Source organism: Thalassospira sp. ABL2_045 (assembly GCF_056161285.1).
Window position 1 is genome coordinate 124368 of the sequence record NZ_JBSWYV010000010.1, and the last position, 17954, is coordinate 142321.

Consider the following 17954-nt stretch of genomic DNA (forward strand, 5'->3'; position numbering starts at 1 on the left):
CTTCTCTGCTTGAGGAGGAGTACACACGTGAAGCTTTGCTTCAGGTGTATCCAGAGGCAGTGCTCATTGGCCATTCGGTTCTGCATGGGAATGGGTGGACCACGCAGCCTTGCAGAAGAATTCAGTTGGCTGTTCTTCCGAAGAAAACAGATAAGGGCCCGGCTGGTGCCGGGGATTTCTGTGCACTGGGAAATTTCGACTTGTTTGGTGTGCGAGAAGAATGGTTCCAGTTGCTGGAGCCCTGGACCGTTGTGCCGGCCAAATGCCAAGATGAGTACCGAGAAATCACGACCTACGGATATAGGGCGCTCTTGCCCGCTGCCGCATTGGTGGAGCAATTTGCTGAGTTTCGTGTGGGTAGTCGCACTACGCTCGATCCAGATGATTTTGAGCCTGATGAACTGTTTGAAGCGAGAGCAATGCTTGAAGAGGTTAGTCAGTCGCTCAGGGTAAAGTTGCCTACGTGGGTATTCCCAGCTTAGCTCTCGCTTCCCCGCATCCTTGCTGAAATGGCGTTTGCGATTCTGTCTTGTGTTTTGCGCTGTGCATCGTGTCGTCGGTGAGCATAGCGCATCGTTGTTTCAATTTTTGAATGGCCAAGCAGCTTCTGGATCATCGTCATGTCGATATTGTCGTCAATGCCGACGGTTGCGAATGCGTGACGTAGGTCATGAATTCGCAAATCCGTGATCCCGGCCATTTTCTTTATTTTCTCCCAGGGCTTCTTCGGGTTGATCATATGTTTATGGATAACAGACCCATCGGTGGTTGTTGCAGGCCGCCCAGGGATGAGCCAAGGATTGTCTTTCCATCGCGGATGCTTGAGCCTGTCTTCAATGACTTTCAGGGCAAAACTGTTGAGCACAATTTCCTTGCGCTTCTTTTTTCGCGATTTGCCAAGCGTGCTGCCCTTGTGGTCGAGCGGAATGAGAACTTCACGTTTCATGTCGATTGCAGACAAGGGGGCATTCATGATTTCGCCACGCCGGGTACCTGTGAAAATAATCAACCTGATCAGCCAGCAGATCGCAACATTGCCGAGTTGATATTTCTCATATTCATCAAGTGCCTTAGCGAGTGCTATCCATTCCCAATCTTCAAGGTCGCGCTCGCGTTCTTCTTCTAGATCTAATTGGATGAAGCGGCATGGGTTTGAGCCATAGTCACGCATTTTCCAAAGTTCAGCATTGTTGAACATTTTCGATAGCAGGGAGACAACGCGATTGCCGTTGACGGCGTACTTGGCTTGTAGCTGTCGGTGTAGCTTGAAGATGTCGTCGTGCTCAATCTCAGAGACTCTCCTGTCGCCTATGGCCGGCAGGATATGAAGGCGCAAATTGCGTTCATCGTTCGAGCGGCTCTCGCCTTCCTTCTTTTTGACTTGAACATGCTCCCTCATATGCCGGTCGGCCAAATCGCGAACTGTCAGTTCCGCTGAATTTCTGGCTTCTGAACGATCCGCGCTCGGGTCGTTACCCACGGCAACTTCATAAAGCCAACGTTGTGCGATCTCTCTTGCGGCACTGGATTTAATCTCAGGGAAGGAGCCAATCTTTGGGCGACGCTGCTTGCCTGTGCTGCTGCGATAATAAAGACCAAACGTTTTCCGGCCGGTCGGAGTGACCTTCAAAAAGAACCCATTGGTTTGGGTGTCCCAAATTACGTATTCCTTGCTCTCAGGCGTCGCATTTTTGCACAGTAGATTGCTCAATGATTGTTTTTTGGCTGTCACTCAAGCGCCCTCATTTTCTCATTCTAGGTAGCAAATAGGTAGCAGAATCTACAAAAATCCACTTTCAAACTATCGAATTTTATATAAACATGTTGTTTATGATTCACAAAATAAATTATTAGAATCAGTTGGTTAAATTGATTTTTCGATTTTTATTGAAACTTTCAAAATACAAGTGCACCAGTTTGTGGCACTGGGGGCCGTGGGTTCAAGTCCCATCACTCGCCCCATGTGAAAAGGTCAGGCAGAAATGCCTGGCCTTTTGTCTTTTGCAGGCCTTTTTGCCGCACCCCGGTTGCCTTTGGCGGTTTATCATCTAGACTGCCCGAAAATATCAATGTTCGGGGCGATATGGGGCGGCATGGCGAAGCTCAAAGTTGATCAGGCAATGAAGCGCGCAAAAGCGCATATGCGCAAAGGTGAAATCGCCGAGGCGCGCGCATTGTATGAAGCCATTCTTGTCGATTACCCCAAAAACGAACGCGTCAAATCCGCCCTGGCGGAGCTCAGTGGTCCGGTCAAGCCCGGTGCCGGGCCAAAGGGTGGTGCAAGCGGTGCTGGGGGCGAACCGCCAGCCGAGGTCTTTGCCAAACTGTCGCAAGCGTATCAGGCCGGTCGCCTGCAAGATGTGCATGCTATGACCGGGCAGCTTTTGGGCCAATATGGCAATTCGGCCAAGCTGTGGAATTTCCGTGCTGCGGTCAGCAGTAACCTCAACCTGCTTGATGACGCCGAGCAGGCCTTGCGGCAGGTCGTGCGCCTGCAACCCAATATGGTTGCCGCCAAAAGCAACCTTGGCGTCATTCTTGAACGGTTGGGGAAACTGGCTGAGGCCGAGGAATGCTATCGCACTGTTATTGCCGCTTCGCCGGAGTTCCCTGAGGCGCACAATAACCTTGGTAATCTCCTGAAAGCTGCGGGCAAGCTTGAAGAAGCCCAAGGCTGCTATCTGAATGCGATTGCGCGCAAGGCCGATTATGTTGACGCGCACTATAACCTTGCCAACACGCTGCGTGAGCGCGATCTGCTTGAGGACGCCAAACAGCAATATTTCAAGACGCTCAAGCTGCAACCCAAATTGGCCGAGGCCTGGTACGGCCTTGGCCAAACCATGGCGGCGCTTAAATCCGCGCCCGAAGCGATTGAGGCCTATCAACGTGCCTTGGCGGTCAAGCCCGGTTACGTCCCGGCCATTGTCGAGCAACTGCGTCAACAAAGCCAACTGTGCGACTGGCGGGCGTGTGACCTGTTTGATCAATACGCCGATCAGCTTGGCGTGACGGGCGAGGCGGCCGTGCCATTTCCGCTGCTGCCGTTTGAAGATCATCCGGCCCATCAACTGGCCCGGGCGCGAAACTGGGCGCAAAGCCATTTCTCCCCAGCCGCCCCGATTTCGACGATTGAGCCGACGCCTGCTGACGGGCGCAAGATCCGGCTTGGCTATTTCTCGGCCGATTTTCATGATCATGCGACCATGTTCCTGATGGCGGGTATCTTGCGCCATCATGACAGATCGAAATTCGAAATCTTCGTTTACAGCTATGGCAAAAGCAAAACCGATGCGAACCGCGATCAGGTTCTTGAAAATGTTGATCAGTTCTTTGATGTGCAGGACATGTCGGACAGCGATCTGACGCAGTTTGCCCGCGAACACAACCTTGATATCGCGATTGATCTCAAGGGCTATACCCGCGATGCCCGGCTGGTGCCCTTTACCGGGCGCATGGCGCCGCTTCAGATCAGCTACCTTGGCTATCCCGGCACACTGGGGGCAGATTTCATTGATTATATCGTCGCCGACCCGGTGGTTGTTCCACCCGAACAGCGCGGTGGGTATCACGAGAAAATCATTTATCTTCCCGATTGCTATCAGCCCAACGACAACACGCGCGAAATCTCGACCAGGTCGATGACGCGTGCCGAGCTTGACCTGCCCGAAGACGGCTTTGTTTTCTGTTGTCTGAACAACAATTACAAAATCATGCCGCAGGAATTCGCCATCTGGATGCGCGTGATGGCAAAGGTTGAGGGCAGTGTGCTCTGGCTTTGGTGCAATGATGATGTCGCCAAGGCCAATCTGCGCGCGGCTGCGGAAAAGAACGGTATTTCGGGGGGGCGGTTGATCTTTGCCGGTTACATGCCGCAATCCGAACATCTTGCACGCCTGCGCCATGCCGATCTGTTTATCGATACCTTCAATGTCAACGCCCACACGACCGCCAGCGACGCGCTGTGGGCCGGATTGCCGGTGGTGACACTGGCGGGCAAACAGTTCGCTGCGCGCGTTGCCACCAGCCTGCTGTCGGCCATTGGCCTGCCGGAACTGATCGCCGAGACGCCAGCGGCTTACGAGGAACTCATCCTCAAGCTCGCGCAAGACCCAGCTATGTTGGCCGAACTCCGCGCCAAACTTGCCACCAACCGCCAGACCAAGCCGCTGTTTGATACCGAGGGCTACACACGCGGGTTTGAGCAGGGGCTTGAGCAGGCCTTTGCGCAAAGACTGGCAGGCGAAGCGCTTTCGGACATCGCCGTGAAGGTCTAGGTCCTGACCGTCGGCTTCTCTGATTGTGATCTGATGTCACATTCCTGACGAATTACTTCCAGATAAGGGATTGATCTTCCGGCGCGATGGACCGGAAGGCTGTGCGGTGCAGTGCAGCCCGTGGTCATTTGGACTGCGAACAGGTTGAGCATCGCATATGTTTCCAAACGCCAAGGACTGATGTAAATGCCGAGCGACCGCCCCGTTTCGATGCTGACCCGCCGTGCCTTCTCAGCGACCCTTCTGGGGGCTGCGGCCGTTCCCTTTGCAGGTCGGGCCTTTGCACAAACGCCGTCTGACATCCGGTCGCGCATTGGGAAAATGTCCCAGCTTCATGCCATCATGGTCCAGCGCGGTGACGAGGTGATCGTCGCCGAAGCCCCGCGTGGGCCGGGCCTGGATCGGGTTGCGAACATCAAGTCCTGCTCGAAAAGCATCATCGGTCTGCTGACCGGCAACGCGATCGCAGAGGGCGCGATCCCCTCGGTCAACGCCACCATCGGCGAGATCGCGCCATCTATCATTCCATCGGACGCCACCCCGGGTGTCGAAGATCTCACCATCGAAGATCTGGTGACGCTCCGGGCCGGGCTTGAGGGCACATCAGGGCGCAACTACGGCGCCTGGGTCAATTCCGACAACTGGCTTGCCTTTGCGCTGCGCCGCCCGATGGTCGCAAGCCCCGGCGGGCGTATGATCTATTCGACCGGCACCACGCATATCCTTGGTGCCGTACTCACGGTTGCGACCGGGAAAAGCCTGCTGGAACAGGCGCGTTCTGCTCTTGGTCAGCCGCTCGGCATTCAAATTCCAGCCTGGACACGCGATCCGCAGGGCTATTATTTTGGCGGCAACGAGATGGCGCTGACCCCGCGCGGGATGTTGCGGATCGGGGCGCTCATGCGTGATCAGGGCCGGTTCGAAGGTGATCAGATCATTCAGGCCGACTGGATCGACCAATCAACCCAGGCCCACACCCGATCGCCTTATTCGGGCCTTGCCTATGGCTATGGCTGGTTCCTGAGCCGCAGCGGCTTTGTTATCGCCCGCGGCTATGGCGGCCAGATCATCGCGGCACACCCCCAAAAGGACCTGGCGGTGGTCATCACCTCTGATCCGACGTCGCCCGCACGATCAGGCGGATATTTCGGGCAACTGATGGATCTGCTTGAGGGGGCAGCAGTGCTCTCACTCGCCTGACGACGGCGACAAAGGGTATGTCAAAGGTGGCGGGCAGGATGGGGCAGAAAAATAAATCTATCCTATTTTTCGGTCAGTCCCCGGCGCCGTAGAGCCCAGATAGCGTCAAAAGGTCAGGCCAATAAGCCTGACCTTTTGTTGTCTGTGATTTCAATTGCGCTATATGTACAACTCGAGAAGCCGTGCTATCGTGTCCATCAATTTAATGAATAGATAACACCAAATCACTCCTGTAGGTGGCATCGCAACCTCACATACCGTTTGCGCACTTCCCTACTTGAGTGCCAACTTTTTATTGACACTCTTGTCAGTAACGTTGATCATGATATTCGATTCTATAAATGTGATCAGCATGTGCGCTGGTTTATATTTGCGAAACGAGGCGTCCGGCCATGGGCGCCTTGTTTTGTCTCGCGGTGAAGATTTATAAATAAACGAATCGAATACACGAGTCGAGTCGTTTTGATGGATTTTTAGCTGCTTCTATTTCAATCATTCCTCCAAAGAACAGAAAATCGACGTCACTTTATTGATGATTTCGATCAGCTAGGCGATTTCCAAATCTTCATTGATCTGCTAGGTAACCCAGCATATTTCCCAAACGGGTTCATTGCTTGCCAGGAGATCGCACTATGTCGACCAACCGCATTACCCTTCGCCGTCCCGATGACTGGCATTTGCATCTGCGTGATGGCGAGATGCTCAAAGGTGTGATTGGCGAGACATCGGGGCATTTTGCCCGTGCGATCATCATGCCCAATCTGGTGCCGCCGGTGGTCAAGACCGCCGATGCCGTGGCCTATCGCGACCGGATTACGGCGGCCATCCCGTCGGGCCATGATTTTACGCCGCTGATGACCCTTTATCTGACCGAGGGCAGCAATCCCGATGATATCGAGGAAGGCTACAAGGCGGGTGTGATCACCGCACTCAAACTTTATCCGGCGGGTGCGACCACGAATTCCGACAGTGGTGTACGCAATTTCGATAACGCGATGCCTGCGCTTGAGCGCATGGCCGAGCTTGGCATTCCGCTCTGTATTCATGGGGAAGTCACCGATCCGGAGATCGATATCTTTGACCGTGAAGCGGTGTTTATCGACCGGGTTCTTGAGCCGCTGCGCAAGCGTCTGCCGGAACTGCGCGTGATTCTCGAGCATATCACCACCGAAGACGGCGTTGAGTATGTCAAAGCCAATGACAAGAATTTGGGTGCGACGATCACCACCCATCACCTGATCATTAACCGCAATGCCATTCTGGTCGGCGGCATTCATCCGCATATGTATTGCCTGCCGGTTGCCAAGCGTGAGAAGCATCGTTTGGCGCTCCGTGCGGCGGCAACATCCGGTGATGCCCGCTTCTTCCTGGGCACCGATTCAGCCCCGCATACTGATGAGCGCAAGATAAGCCCATGTGGCTGTGCCGGTATCTTTACCGCCAATAACACCGTGCAGCTTTTGGCCCACGTGTTTGAGGAGGAAGGGGCGCTGGACAAGCTTGAAGGCTTTGCTTCGTTGCATGGGCCGCAATATTACGGCCTGCCGCTCAATGGCGATCAAATCACGCTGGAAAAACGCAGCGAGCCGGCCAAGTTTGCCGAAAAGATCGAAACCGGCGAAGGGCCGGTGACGGTATTTAATCCGGGCTTTGATGTGTTCTGGCATTACGCCTGAGCTTAAACGCACCACACAACAAAAAGCGGCCCCAACGGGGCCGCTTTTTTTGTTTGGTTATATTGCTTCACTAAAGGTTTTGATGTTCTATCAATCAAAGGTGGAATGTTTCGTGGTGAAATAAATGCTTTCCGATGACGAGTTCTTAAACCTGCCAAAAGATCCAAAATTGGCGTTCCTGAGATATGTTGAAAAGCTAAAAGACGAGTTGTCACAATCACCTTCAAGTAACAGGTTTGATGCTGAAAAAGAGTTTGTCTCATGTGTAAAAGCATTCGCTGACAATTATGACTTGGGTGTCAAATTTGGTTCCCCACCTTCCGACTATGAGCAATTCGACGAGTATTTTCGCTTTTTTATGTCGGAACTGACTTACCTAATCGCGTCGTTGAAGTTGAAGAGTTTCCATGGTTCGGGAGAGGGAGGTCTAAGCGAATTTTCTCTAGAAGACGATTATCGTGATCAAATTCATTCTCATTTGAGTAGGGTGCGAAAAATTGTCAGAGCAGTAGACATTGAAGAGCGTCTAAAAGAGAATATTTTGAAGAAAATTAACGCTTTGGCTGCCGAGGTGGATAAAGGGCGCTCTGGACTAGATCGTCTTGGTGAGGCGATGATAGAGCTATGTTCTGCTGGAGGAGAATCAGCAAAAAAGCTGGAACCGGCTATTCAGGCCTTTGAGCGTCTTGCAGGCGTTGTTGGAAAAGCAAAAAAAGATAACGACATCAAGAGGCTGGGTCGTGGCGAGGAGCAGAAAATGATCGAAGGGCCAAGCAGCAGTAACCTTGAGGACTTAGGGGACGCTGACGAAGACGAAATTCCATTCTAATGCCTAAGACAGTGCTTTGGTTGTGATCTAACCACTTAGGTCGACAGTGCCCGGTGCGGCGTTAAGGCCGATGGTTGCGCGATAGCTTTCAGCCGCCGCATAGGCCTGTGCCGAAATCATCGCCGAGATGTTCATGGATGCGCCCTTGGCGACATTGAAATCAGCGGCCGAGCTTCCAGGGACGGAAGCCGCACGCGAAATGGCGGCCTGATTGGCAATGGCGGCAGCACCTTCAAGGCCCTGAATCGGGCGGATGCTAACCTTGCCGCCGGTGGCATAAAGCCGGCCGTCCGGGCCGGGGGTGTAGCTATAGGTGATCATGCCAGCATTGGCACCGGCCAAGGCCTGATGGCTTTCTTCCTCTGTCCGGACAACGGCGTCACGGGCGCGCAGTTCCTGGACGATTTCGCGTTCGGTTGCGGTCAGAAGGGCCGGGTTTGATGTTGGTTGACGCGCGCTTTCAGGGGTGGCTTCGCGTTCTTCCTGCTGACGCTGTGTCGGGCTTTGGGTTTCGGGTTCTTCCGGCGCGCCGCCATTAATGTCACGCGGATCAAGCTGCTGGATGATCGTCACCACGGATGCCGCACTGTTGACCGGTGCGGTTTGCGCCGGTTGTGGAGGCGGTGGCGCGGCTTGTTCGCCCGTACCTGTTTGGGGGGATGTCGCGGCTTCACTGCGCGCACCGGGCCCGTTTGCCGGGGGCTGTGATGGGGAAAGCGTGCTTGAAAGCGGAACCAGGGCAACGGCGGCCGGCAAAGTTTGCGGCGCAGACGCAGCCGTTCCGCCCGACCCGCTGGTCGGCGGTTGGCTCCCGGAGCCGGGCAGGGCGCGTGTGGCAATAATCTGACCAAGTTGCCCACCACTTCCGGGGATAACCTGTATTGCACCTGCCTGTATCATGATGGTCATTATAGCCCAACTCTGGGTTAAATGTACATAAGCAGATCAAGGAGATGCCCGGCCCGATGTTATGATGATCATCATCATGATCACGGCGGTTTGATGCGGTGGTTTGGCGCGTGGCGGGTAAGGTGGAGCCAATTTGGTCAAGATTGGTTGTCGATGATGCGTTTTGTTGCTTCTGCCCTGTTCCCTGTTGTGATTGCCGTGCTGATGCTCGCAAAGCCGTTTGCGGTGCATGCCGCACCGGAGGCCGATTTGTGGCCGGACTGGCAGGCGCATAACCCAGAAAGCACGATAACGGTTGATCATGGGGATTGGCAGGCGGTGCTCGATCGTTATGTCACGGTGACTGAGCCCGGTGTGACCAGCTTTGAATACGAGCGTGCCAGCCAGGATGGCGGGGCTGGGATGGTTGCCGACTATGTCGAGGACATGACCAAGGTCGCGGTCGATCAGCACAACCGTGATCAGCAGTTTGCCTATTGGGTGAATCTTTATAATGCGCTGACCGTCAAGGTGGTTCTGGATCATTATCCGGTCGACAGCATCCGCGATATTGATATCTCGCCAGGACTGTTTTCATCCGGCCCGTGGGGCAAGAAACTGATCACGGTGGAGGGAAGGACGCTTAGCCTTGATGATATCGAACATCGCATCCTGCGTCCGATCTGGCGCGATGCGCGCATTCATTATGTCGTGAATTGTGCATCGATCGGGTGTCCGGCCTTGGCGCCAGAGGCGTTTGCAGCCGACACGCTTGAAGCGCAGCTCAATCAAGCCGCACGCGGCTTTATCAACCATCCGCGTGCCGTGCGTGTACAAGACGATGGCCGTCTTGTGCTCTCAAGCCTCTATGACTGGTATCGCGATGATTTCGGGGAAAGCGATGCGGATTTCGTCGCACATCTGAGGGCGTTTGCCGCACCGGCACTTTCGGGCGCCCTGGCCAATATCGATGAGCTTGAGGTGGATAATTATCACTATGACTGGGCACTGAACGAAGTGCGGCGCTGAGGATTTCAACGCCGCACATTGTCCTACAGCATCTTGCGGTACTGAATGAAGCCGGGTTTGTCGGCGATCCGGTCATAAAGCTTCATTGCCGTCACGTTATCCTTCTGGGTCAGCCAGTAAACACGGGCCGCGCCGGTGTGCTCGGCATGATCGTAAACATGTTCGATCAGCTTGCGCCCCATGCCGGTACCGCGCAGGTCTTCAGCGACAAAGAGATCCTGCAAATAGCAGTAATCAGCCGTGGTCCAGCAAGAGCGATGATAAATCCAGTGGACCATACCAATGGCTTTGCCGTCCTGCCATGCAAGCGCCGCATGCATCGGCTCATTGGCATCGAGAAAACGTTGCCAGGTCTGTTGGCTGACATCGCCCGGAATGTCGGTTTTATAGAAGGTCTGATAACCGCGCCAAAGCGGCATCCATGCTTCGAAATCAGAAGGGGTTATCGGGCGAATTTCACTGGGCATCATCACATCCTTTATCGCGGGGCAATCATAAGTGTCGTGGATTGCAGATACCCTAAAAGGCATGTGGTGCGGTCGTAAGGGCCAATTACGCGAAATTGTGCGGGCCAATCGTGCCACGTTGTTGGTGGGTTGCCAAGAGAGACGTCAGGACAGCCCGTCATCATCAAGATGTCGGGCGCATATGATTTCAGAAACGGGTTTGCTTGGCCCCGTCAGGCCGCCGTGCTGCGCACCCCGGAACGCACCGGATAGGCCGCACCGGTTTGTGCATTGGGAACGTGGGTCTGCTGCAGTTTTGGTTCGACGGTCGTCACGGGATTACCCGTATCGCCATCGCGATTCTGGCAAGCCTTGTCGATGGTGTGACGGACGTCACTGGCAGAGACGCCATCATAGCGCATTAATGTCTGAACGATCGGGTCGGCAAGCATGTCTTCGACCGTCAATTCCTGATCAATGTAACTCATCTTCTCGTATCCCGAATTTTTTGTTGTGCGAAATATAATGCAATTGCAAGTCATTCGCAACAATTATCTTATTCCGATGATGCTTTTTTTCATTTTCGCCGTCGAAACGCTTTGATCTGCCTTAAGGCGGGGCGATCTGCGCGAGATTTTCGCAAACTTCGTTTCATGGGATTTTCCTGGCGCGTTGTCGGGGTAAATCGACTTAAACTCTATTTGCTTGCATAAAAACCCTCAGGGTTTTAACGCAGGTATTTGGTCTGTTTTCCAAAGCGATCAGGCCCAACAAGTATGGCAAAAATAGGCTGACAAAATGAAACGTCCGGGAATACGCGAATACGTGCTTTTGGTGCTGCTGGCGCTGATGTGGGGCAGTTCGTTTACCTTCATCAAGATTGGTGTGCATGCCTATTCACCGCTTGTGGTGGCAAGCGGGCGTCTGGCCTTTGCCGCCCTTGTGCTTTGGTGCTTTGCTGCGATCCGTAAATCGGAAATGCCCAAAGGCAAGCGTGCCTGGATCTCGACCTTTATGGTGGCCCTGATTGGCAATGCCATTCCGTTCTTCCTGATCAGCTTTGGCGAGACCGAAGTCGATGCCGGACTGGCCGCCATCCTGATGTCGACCGTGCCTTTGACCACGGTCGTTCTGGCGCATTTCTTTACCCATGATGAAAAGCTTTCAACTGGCAAGGTCGTGGGCGTGATTTTGGGCACAATTGGCGTGATTGTTCTGGTCGGGCCGGAAACGCTTTCGGGGCTGGGTGGGGAGTTCCTGTTCCAGTTGGCCATTCTGGTGGCTGCCATCGGCTATGCCATTTCATCGCTGATTGCGCGCAATCTGCGTGATCAGCCACGCATCGGATCAACGGCGGTGATCCTGACATTTGCCGCCATGATGCTGATGCCCTTTACCCTGATTGTCGATCAGCCCTGGACGATGAATTGGGATCTGGAAGGCGCACTTGCCATCATGTATCTCGGCATTTTTCCGACCGGTATTGCCATGTTCCTGATTTTGCAAATTATCGCCATGGCCGGGGCAAGTTTCCTTGTGTTTAACAACTATCTGGTGCCGGCGGTCGGGGTGTTGATCAGTTTTGTCATTCTGGGCGAAGTGCCACAGCCAAATGCCCTGATTGCGCTGGCGATTATTCTGGGCGGTATTGCGGCATCACAGCTGCGGTTCGGACGCAAAACGAGCGGTGCAAATGTAACGGGTGCCAAGGCCAACCCGATGGCGCCGGTGGTGGAAACGCCAAAAGACGATAAAGCACCGGGAAAATGACGGTTTTCATGGGGATGAAATCCCTGAATTCGCGATAAAATTCGAACTTTCTCGCCCAACCGTGAAGGATAGGATTTGTCAATATTGTTTGTGTGGGACAAACCTGATACTTTCCGGCTTTCTGGTCCGGCATGCGCCTGAAAACGGGGCATGTCACGCCGATTGAATCATTTCTGATCAAGCGTTTAAGAGGTCACGGGCTTTGTCCACCGAAGAGACCAATCCTGAGAACCGCGATATCTTCCCGGTTTCCATCGAACAAGAAATGCGCCGGAGCTATCTCGATTACGCGATGAGCGTGATCGTCAGCCGCGCACTGCCTGACGTCCGAGACGGTTTGAAGCCGGTACATCGTCGTATTCTGTACGCCATGCACGAGAACGGATTTGAATATAACAAACCGTTCCGCAAATCGGCCCGTGTGGTCGGGGATGTGATGGGTAAATATCACCCGCACGGCGACAGCGCGATTTACGATGCAATGGTCCGTATGGCGCAGGATTTCTCCATGCGTCTGCCGTTGATTGACGGGCAGGGCAACTTCGGGTCCATGGACGGTGACAAGGCCGCCGCCATGCGTTACACCGAGGCGCGCATGGCCAAGGCCGCGCACTTCCTGCTTGATGATATCGACAAGGACACGATTGATTTCCGCGATAACTATGACGAAACCACCAAGGAACCGTCTGTTATCCCGGCCCGTTTCCCCAACATGCTGGTCAATGGTGCCGGCGGTATTGCGGTTGGTATGGCAACCAACATTCCGCCGCATAACCTTGGCGAAGTCATTGATGGCTGCATGGCCTATGTCGATGATCCCAATATTTCCGTCGAAGGTCTGATGGAATTTGTCCACGGCCCGGACTTCCCGACCGGTGGCCTGATCCTCGGCCGTTCGGGAATCCATTCGGCCTTCAAGACCGGTCGTGGTTCCGTCGTCATGCGGGCACGCACCCATGTCGAGGAAATCCGTGCCAACCGCGAAGCCATCATCGTGACCGAGGTTCCCTATCAGGTGAACAAGGCCACCCTGATGGAGAAAATCGCCGACCTGGTGCGCGAAAAGAAACTCGAAGGCATTTCCGATCTGCGTGACGAGTCTGACCGTTCAGGCGTGCGCATGGTTATCGAGCTCAAGCGTGATGCCAACTCGGATGTTGTTCTGAATCAGCTGTTCCGCTTTACCGCCCTTCAGACCTCGTTTGGGGTGAATATGCTTGCCCTTAACCGCGGCAAGCCGGAACTGATGAACCTGAAAGACATCATTCAGGCCTTTGTCGAGTTCCGCGAAGAAGTCATTACCCGCCGGACCATCCATCTTCTGAAAAAGGCACGTGATCGTGCCCACGTTGTGGTTGGTCTGGGTATTGCGGTTTCCAATATCGACGAAGTCATCAAACTGATCCGTAATGCGGCCGATCCGGTCGTGGCACGTGAACAGCTGATGGCACGTGATTGGGCGGCGGGCGATATCGTTCCGCTGATCGAACTGATTGCCGATCCGAACCAAGTTGGATCGTCTGATGGCATGTATCGCCTGTCCGAAGCGCAGGCACGTGCGATCCTTGAACTCCGCCTGCATCGCCTGACCGGTCTGGAACGTGACAAGATCGCGGCCGAATTGACCGAGTTGGGTGAGAAGATCAAGGACTTCCTCGATATCCTTGGCTCGCGTGAGCGCAAGCTGACGATCCTCAAGGATGAACTTTCTGAAATGCGCAATGAGTTCGCCAATGAACGTCGCAGCGAAATTCAGGAAGCAGAATTCGAACATGACATCGAAGACCTGATTGCCCGCGAAGAGATGGTCGTGACCGTGTCTCATAGCGGCTATATCCAGCGTGTTCCGCTGTCGACCTATCGCGCACAGCGTCGCGGGGGCAAAGGCCGTTCGGGCATGGCAACCCGCGAGGAAGATTTCGTCTCCAAGCTGTTCGTTGCCAATACCCACACCCCGGTTCTGTTCTTCAGCTCCGAGGGCATGGTCTATAAAATGAAGGTCTGGCGTCTGCCGATGGGAACCCCGCAATCACGCGGCAAGGCGCTTGTGAACCTGTTGCCGCTGTCCGAAGGTGAATATATCACGACGGTCCTGCCACTTCCGGATGAGGAAGAATGGCCGAACCTGCATGTGATGTTTGCCACCTCGACCGGGAATGTGCGCCGGAACAGCCTTGCCGATTTCGTGAATGTGAAATCAAACGGCAAGATCGCCATGAAGCTTGAAGAAGAACGTGGCGACAAGCTGATTGCGGTTCAGACCTGTACCGAGGATGACGACATTCTTCTGACAACCCGTCAGGGCAAGTGCATTCGTTTCCGTGTTGGCGACGTTCGCGTCTTTACCGGCCGTAACTCGGTCGGTGTGCGTGGCATCCGTCTGGCCGATGAGGACGATGTCATTGCGATGTCGGTCCTGTTTGGCAACCATGTCAGCATGGAAGAACGTGACGAATACCTTTCGATCGCAGGCAAACTGCGTCGCGAGGAAGTCACCGAAGACAACCTGCCGCTCGAAGTTCTGACGGCGGAACGCTATCAGGAAATCTATGACGGCGACCAACTGATCCTGTCGGTTACCGAAAACGGCTATGGCAAACGTACGTCTGCCTATGAATACCGTGTGACGGGCCGTGGCGGTCAGGGCTTTGCCAATATCGAGATGTCTGAACGTAACGGCCAGGTTGCTGCATCGTTTGTCATCGAAGAAGGCGACGAGCTGATGATGGTCACCAATGGTGGCAAGGTCATCCGTATGCCGACCCATGACATCCGTATTGCCGGTCGTAAGACCCAGGGTGTGACGCTGTTCCGTACGGCCAAGGACGAAGAAGTCGTGGCGGTCGAACGTCTGTCAAACCTTGGTGAAGAAGATGAAGAGCTCATTGATGGCGAGGAAGGTGTTGTCGAAGGTGCCGAAGGTACTGACGAGGGCGCAGCTCCGACTGCCGAGGCATCTGATGAAGATGCATCCGCAGCACCGGCATCCGATGACTCGGATCTCGACGAATAACTGGAAGTTTGATGACTGAAACGTCTTCTACCGTATCGCGTATCGGGATTTATCCGGGCACCTTTGACCCGGTAACCCAGGGCCATATGGATATTATTCGTCGCGCGACCCGGATCGTCGATGAGCTGATTGTCGGTGTTGCGATCAATGCCGGCAAGGGCCCGATGTTCGGGGTCGAGGAACGCTGTGCACTAGTTGAAGGTGCACTCAAGGCTGCGGGCGGCGAAGTTGCTGCCCGTACCTCCGTAAAGCCATTTTCTTCGCTTCTGATGCAGTTCGCGCAGGAAAACGGATCAAGTACCATCATCCGTGGTCTGCGCGCTGTGTCGGACTTTGAATATGAATTCCAGATGGCCGGGATGAACGCCCGACTGTCGCCGGAAGTCGAAACCGTGTTTTTGATGGCATCGGACAAACAGCAGTTTGTCTCTTCGCGCTTTGTGAAGGAAATCGCCCGTCTGGGTGGGGATGTCACTGAATTTGTGCCCGCCAACGTGCTGAAACGCCTGCACGAAAAGCTGGCAGAAGAAAAGGAATAACGCAGGCCATGCGTCTTTTTCGTCTATTTTCAATTATCGCACTCGTACTAGGATTTATCACCATGTCCACTGGAAACGACGCTGTCGCACAGGATCTGGAGAACACGCTTTATCTTGACCTGAAAGATGGCCGCGTTGTGATCCAGCTTCGCCCGGATCTGGCACCGAACCATGTTGCCCGGATCAAGGAACTCAGCCGTGAAGGCTTTTACGATGGTCTGAAATTCCATCGTGTGATCGAAGGTTTCATGGCGCAGACCGGCGATCCCAAGGGCAATGGCACCGGTGGGTCGGGTCAGAAGCTTGATGCGGAATTCTCCAACGAACGTCATGTGCGCGGCACCGTTTCCATGGCGCGTTCGGCCAACCCGAACAGCGCAGATTCCCAGTTCTTCATCGTCTTTGCCGATGCACCGCACCTTGATGGTCAGTACACCATCTGGGGTCAGGTGACTGAGGGCATGGAGTATGTCGACATGATCAAAAGGGGCGCGCCCTGGGCCAATGGCAGCGTTGCCGACCCGGATCAGATCGTGAAAATGCAGGTTGCTGCTGACGCGCAGTAATCGCAGTAATTAAATCGTTACAACCGAAAGCCGTTCCTTTGTGGGGCGGCTTTCGCGTTTTTGGGGCTGAATGCGCAAAAAGAGCCAAAATATGGAAAACAGGTGTTGACCGATGGGGCCTGTGCCATTAAAACGCGCTTCACCAACCTTGAGGGCCCGTAGCTCAGTTGGTAGAGCAACTGACTTTTAATCAGTTGGCCACAGGTTCGAATCCTGTCGGGCTCACCAATAAGCCCCTGAAACCTAACCGGTTTCGGGGGCTTTTTATTTGTCCGGATTTTCCTTTTGAATTTTGTCGATGTCCTGTGCGCGGTCGTCCGCTATGAGCAGGATGTTGTGTTTTTCGCGATGGTGTTTTGCCACCCCCTTTGCCCGACATTTTGGGGCATTTTCCATCTTTTCATGGCTGATGTGCATCTTCGCATAAAAAGGGGGGTTGACCGATGCCGCCCAGCCCATTAAAACGCCGCTCACCAACCTTGAGGGCCCGTAGCTCAGTTGGTAGAGCAACTGACTTTTAATCAGTTGGCCACAGGTTCGAATCCTGTCGGGCTCACCAATTCAAAACCCCTGGAACCCAGAAGTTCCGGGGGTTTTGCATATCTGGGCCGTGCCGCCATCTTTCCCGTTCTCATAACGCCAACGCTGCTTTGCGCAGGGCTTCCCTATATGACCGATCCCTGGGCCTTATCCGGGGCAGGGCAAAGACATGAAAATGTTGCTTGATCTGTTGGTTGCGATTGCATCGCAATGCTGTTTCCTGTAAGGAATGCAAATCAGTTTCAAGAGCACCAGAGCAGGTCTTCTGGTGATGATCAATTTTGTGATCGGGAAAGTTACATGTCTGACCCAGTAAATTCATCGGCCGCATCGACGGATGCGCAAACGCCGCTTTCTTCCGATGGCGCACAGGCAGATGGTGCCGCTGCGACCGGAACGCTCAATGCGGACGGGACTGTCATGGTGGATCCCGATACCGGGCTTCCGGTTGATACCATGGCAACCACCCAGTCAACGGGCTTTCTGGGCGACTTCACCGCACTTCCGGTGATCGAACAGGTGGACCGGGCCGGCGTGGTTGGCTGGGTGCTGGCGGCAATGGCGCTGATCGGGCTTGTCGTATTCTTCTATAAGCTTGTCGGTTTCCTGCGCCGCGGTGTCTTTGCCGATGGTTTTGTAAAGGATGTCGAACGTCACCTGTCAGCAGGCGACGAAGCACAGGCGGCCGAACTTCTGGCACGCCGTCGTCATCCGGCCGCGCGGATCGGCCTTTCGGGCATGGCGCTGCCGGTGAGCTCCTCACAGGATCGCGAAGCGGCATCGGATCTGATTGCCGCACGGGCGCGCAAGGAAATTGATGGCTTGAATGGTGGTCTGCGGATCATGTCGGCAATTGCTGTGCTCAGCCCGCTTTTGGGCCTGCTGGGGACGGTTATGGGCATGATCGAAGCCTTCCAGCGTATGGAAGGGGCGGGCAGCCGTATTGATCCGTCCGTGCTGTCAGGCGGTATCTGGCTGGCCCTTCTGACGACGGCGATTGGTCTTGTCGTGGCGATCCCGGCAACGGCATTCCATATGTGGATGCAGGGCGTGATTGGCCGGGCAGCCGCCACGATGGAGGATGTCTGCACACTGGTGGTCAATCGTGGTGAGCTGGCCCAGAAGGCGCTCCACCGCGTATCGAGCCTTTCCGAATTGCGCCACGCCGCCGAATAACCCCC

16 protein-coding genes and 2 tRNA genes are annotated in these 17954 nt (G+C 54.5%); 13 read left to right on the top strand and 5 right to left on the bottom strand.

The window, feature by feature from the left end; all coding sequences use genetic code 11:
* Positions 1 to 125 precede the first annotated feature (125 nt).
* Positions 126 to 482, top strand: a complete 357-nt coding sequence (locus tag ACXAIA_RS14955; RefSeq protein WP_475350027.1) for a hypothetical protein — start codon at positions 126 to 128, stop codon at positions 480 to 482.
* Here the strand turns inward: ACXAIA_RS14955 and ACXAIA_RS14960 are convergent.
* The gene (locus ACXAIA_RS14960) at positions 479 to 1732 is read right to left on the bottom strand and encodes a tyrosine-type recombinase/integrase (RefSeq protein ID WP_475350028.1); all 1254 of its coding nucleotides are present in this window, start codon (positions 1730 to 1732) and stop codon (positions 479 to 481) included. The genes ACXAIA_RS14955 and ACXAIA_RS14960 overlap by 4 nt on opposite strands.
* Before the next feature lie 361 nt (positions 1733 to 2093).
* Here ACXAIA_RS14960 and ACXAIA_RS14965 point away from each other — a divergent pair, with 361 nt between their 5' ends.
* The 4 genes from ACXAIA_RS14965 to ACXAIA_RS14980 all read left to right on the top strand — a co-directional run bounded on the left by ACXAIA_RS14965 (position 2094) and on the right by ACXAIA_RS14980 (position 7982).
* Positions 2094 to 4277: an O-linked N-acetylglucosamine transferase, SPINDLY family protein gene (locus ACXAIA_RS14965; protein ID WP_475350029.1), complete on the top strand. Its 2184-nt coding sequence runs from the start codon at positions 2094 to 2096 to the stop codon at positions 4275 to 4277.
* 186 nt (positions 4278 to 4463) lie between these two features.
* Entirely contained in the window at positions 4464 to 5477 is a 1014-nt protein-coding gene (locus tag ACXAIA_RS14970; protein WP_475350030.1) for a serine hydrolase domain-containing protein, read from the top strand.
* A 632-nt stretch (positions 5478 to 6109) separates the two neighbouring features.
* Entirely contained in the window at positions 6110 to 7153 is a 1044-nt protein-coding gene (pyrC, locus tag ACXAIA_RS14975) for a dihydroorotase (protein ID WP_475350031.1), read from the top strand.
* Between the two features lie 124 nt (positions 7154 to 7277).
* Positions 7278 to 7982: a hypothetical protein gene (locus ACXAIA_RS14980; RefSeq protein ID WP_475350032.1), complete on the top strand. Its 705-nt coding sequence runs from the start codon at positions 7278 to 7280 to the stop codon at positions 7980 to 7982.
* A gap of 27 nt (positions 7983 to 8009) precedes the next feature.
* Here ACXAIA_RS14980 and ACXAIA_RS14985 read toward each other — a convergent pair whose 3' ends face one another.
* A complete protein-coding gene (locus tag ACXAIA_RS14985; protein WP_475350033.1) occupies positions 8010 to 8891 on the bottom strand; it encodes a putative metalloprotease CJM1_0395 family protein in 882 nt (293 codons plus the stop codon).
* Positions 8892 to 9044: 153 nt separating this feature from the next.
* Between ACXAIA_RS14985 and ACXAIA_RS14990 the strand changes: the two genes are divergently transcribed.
* Entirely contained in the window at positions 9045 to 9899 is an 855-nt protein-coding gene (locus ACXAIA_RS14990; RefSeq protein ID WP_475350034.1) for a DUF547 domain-containing protein, read from the top strand.
* Between the two features lie 23 nt (positions 9900 to 9922).
* On the opposite strand, the gene ACXAIA_RS14995 is transcribed toward ACXAIA_RS14990, so the two are convergent.
* Together ACXAIA_RS14995 and ACXAIA_RS15000 are read right to left on the bottom strand one after the other, a co-directional pair.
* On the bottom strand, positions 9923 to 10366 hold the full coding sequence (locus ACXAIA_RS14995; protein ID WP_475350035.1) for an N-acetyltransferase family protein: 444 nt from the start codon (positions 10364 to 10366) through the stop codon (positions 9923 to 9925).
* Between the two features lie 212 nt (positions 10367 to 10578).
* Positions 10579 to 10833: a hypothetical protein gene (locus ACXAIA_RS15000; protein ID WP_475350036.1), complete on the bottom strand. Its 255-nt coding sequence runs from the start codon at positions 10831 to 10833 to the stop codon at positions 10579 to 10581.
* A gap of 310 nt (positions 10834 to 11143) precedes the next feature.
* Between ACXAIA_RS15000 and ACXAIA_RS15005 the strand changes: the two genes are divergently transcribed.
* The 5 genes from ACXAIA_RS15005 to ACXAIA_RS15025 all read left to right on the top strand — a co-directional run bounded on the left by ACXAIA_RS15005 (position 11144) and on the right by ACXAIA_RS15025 (position 16461).
* The gene (locus ACXAIA_RS15005) at positions 11144 to 12115 is read left to right on the top strand and encodes a DMT family transporter (protein WP_475350037.1); all 972 of its coding nucleotides are present in this window, start codon (positions 11144 to 11146) and stop codon (positions 12113 to 12115) included.
* Positions 12116 to 12317: 202 nt separating this feature from the next.
* Positions 12318 to 15128: a DNA gyrase subunit A gene (gyrA, locus tag ACXAIA_RS15010; RefSeq protein WP_475350038.1), complete on the top strand. Its 2811-nt coding sequence runs from the start codon at positions 12318 to 12320 to the stop codon at positions 15126 to 15128.
* Between the two features lie 11 nt (positions 15129 to 15139).
* Positions 15140 to 15667, top strand: a complete 528-nt coding sequence (gene coaD, locus ACXAIA_RS15015) for a pantetheine-phosphate adenylyltransferase (protein ID WP_062957884.1) — start codon at positions 15140 to 15142, stop codon at positions 15665 to 15667.
* A 62-nt stretch (positions 15668 to 15729) separates the two neighbouring features.
* The gene (locus ACXAIA_RS15020; protein WP_475350039.1) at positions 15730 to 16233 is read left to right on the top strand and encodes a peptidylprolyl isomerase; all 504 of its coding nucleotides are present in this window, start codon (positions 15730 to 15732) and stop codon (positions 16231 to 16233) included.
* 152 nt (positions 16234 to 16385) lie between these two features.
* Positions 16386 to 16461: transfer RNA gene (locus ACXAIA_RS15025), tRNA-Lys, on the top strand.
* Positions 16462 to 16497: 36 nt separating this feature from the next.
* Here ACXAIA_RS15025 and ACXAIA_RS15030 read toward each other — a convergent pair.
* Positions 16498 to 16743, bottom strand: a complete 246-nt coding sequence (locus ACXAIA_RS15030) for a hypothetical protein (RefSeq protein ID WP_475350040.1) — start codon at positions 16741 to 16743, stop codon at positions 16498 to 16500.
* Here ACXAIA_RS15030 and ACXAIA_RS15035 point away from each other — a divergent pair.
* Positions 16717 to 16792, top strand: a tRNA-Lys gene (locus tag ACXAIA_RS15035). The genes ACXAIA_RS15030 and ACXAIA_RS15035 overlap by 27 nt on opposite strands.
* Before the next feature lie 281 nt (positions 16793 to 17073).
* The gene (locus ACXAIA_RS15040; protein WP_475350041.1) at positions 17074 to 17949 is read left to right on the top strand and encodes a MotA/TolQ/ExbB proton channel family protein; all 876 of its coding nucleotides are present in this window, start codon (positions 17074 to 17076) and stop codon (positions 17947 to 17949) included.
* The last annotated feature ends 5 nt before the right edge of the window (positions 17950 to 17954 follow it).

Coding starts and splice junctions, on each gene's coding strand:
- ACXAIA_RS14965 (WP_475350029.1), top strand. CDS start 2,094: ATGGCGAAGCTCAAAGTTGATCAGGCAATGAAGCGCGCAAAAGCGCAT.
- ACXAIA_RS14970 (WP_475350030.1), top strand. CDS start 4,464: ATGCCGAGCGACCGCCCCGTTTCGATGCTGACCCGCCGTGCCTTCTCA.
- pyrC (WP_475350031.1), top strand. CDS start 6,110: ATGTCGACCAACCGCATTACCCTTCGCCGTCCCGATGACTGGCATTTG.
- ACXAIA_RS14980 (WP_475350032.1), top strand. CDS start 7,278: ATGCTTTCCGATGACGAGTTCTTAAACCTGCCAAAAGATCCAAAATTG.
- ACXAIA_RS14985 (WP_475350033.1), bottom strand. CDS start 8,891: ATGACCATCATGATACAGGCAGGTGCAATACAGGTTATCCCCGGAAGT.
- ACXAIA_RS14990 (WP_475350034.1), top strand. CDS start 9,045: ATGATGCGTTTTGTTGCTTCTGCCCTGTTCCCTGTTGTGATTGCCGTG.
- ACXAIA_RS14995 (WP_475350035.1), bottom strand. CDS start 10,366: ATGCCCAGTGAAATTCGCCCGATAACCCCTTCTGATTTCGAAGCATGG.
- ACXAIA_RS15000 (WP_475350036.1), bottom strand. CDS start 10,833: ATGAGTTACATTGATCAGGAATTGACGGTCGAAGACATGCTTGCCGAC.
- ACXAIA_RS15005 (WP_475350037.1), top strand. CDS start 11,144: ATGAAACGTCCGGGAATACGCGAATACGTGCTTTTGGTGCTGCTGGCG.
- coaD (WP_062957884.1), top strand. CDS start 15,140: ATGACTGAAACGTCTTCTACCGTATCGCGTATCGGGATTTATCCGGGC.
- ACXAIA_RS15020 (WP_475350039.1), top strand. CDS start 15,730: ATGTCCACTGGAAACGACGCTGTCGCACAGGATCTGGAGAACACGCTT.
- ACXAIA_RS15040 (WP_475350041.1), top strand. CDS start 17,074: ATGTCTGACCCAGTAAATTCATCGGCCGCATCGACGGATGCGCAAACG.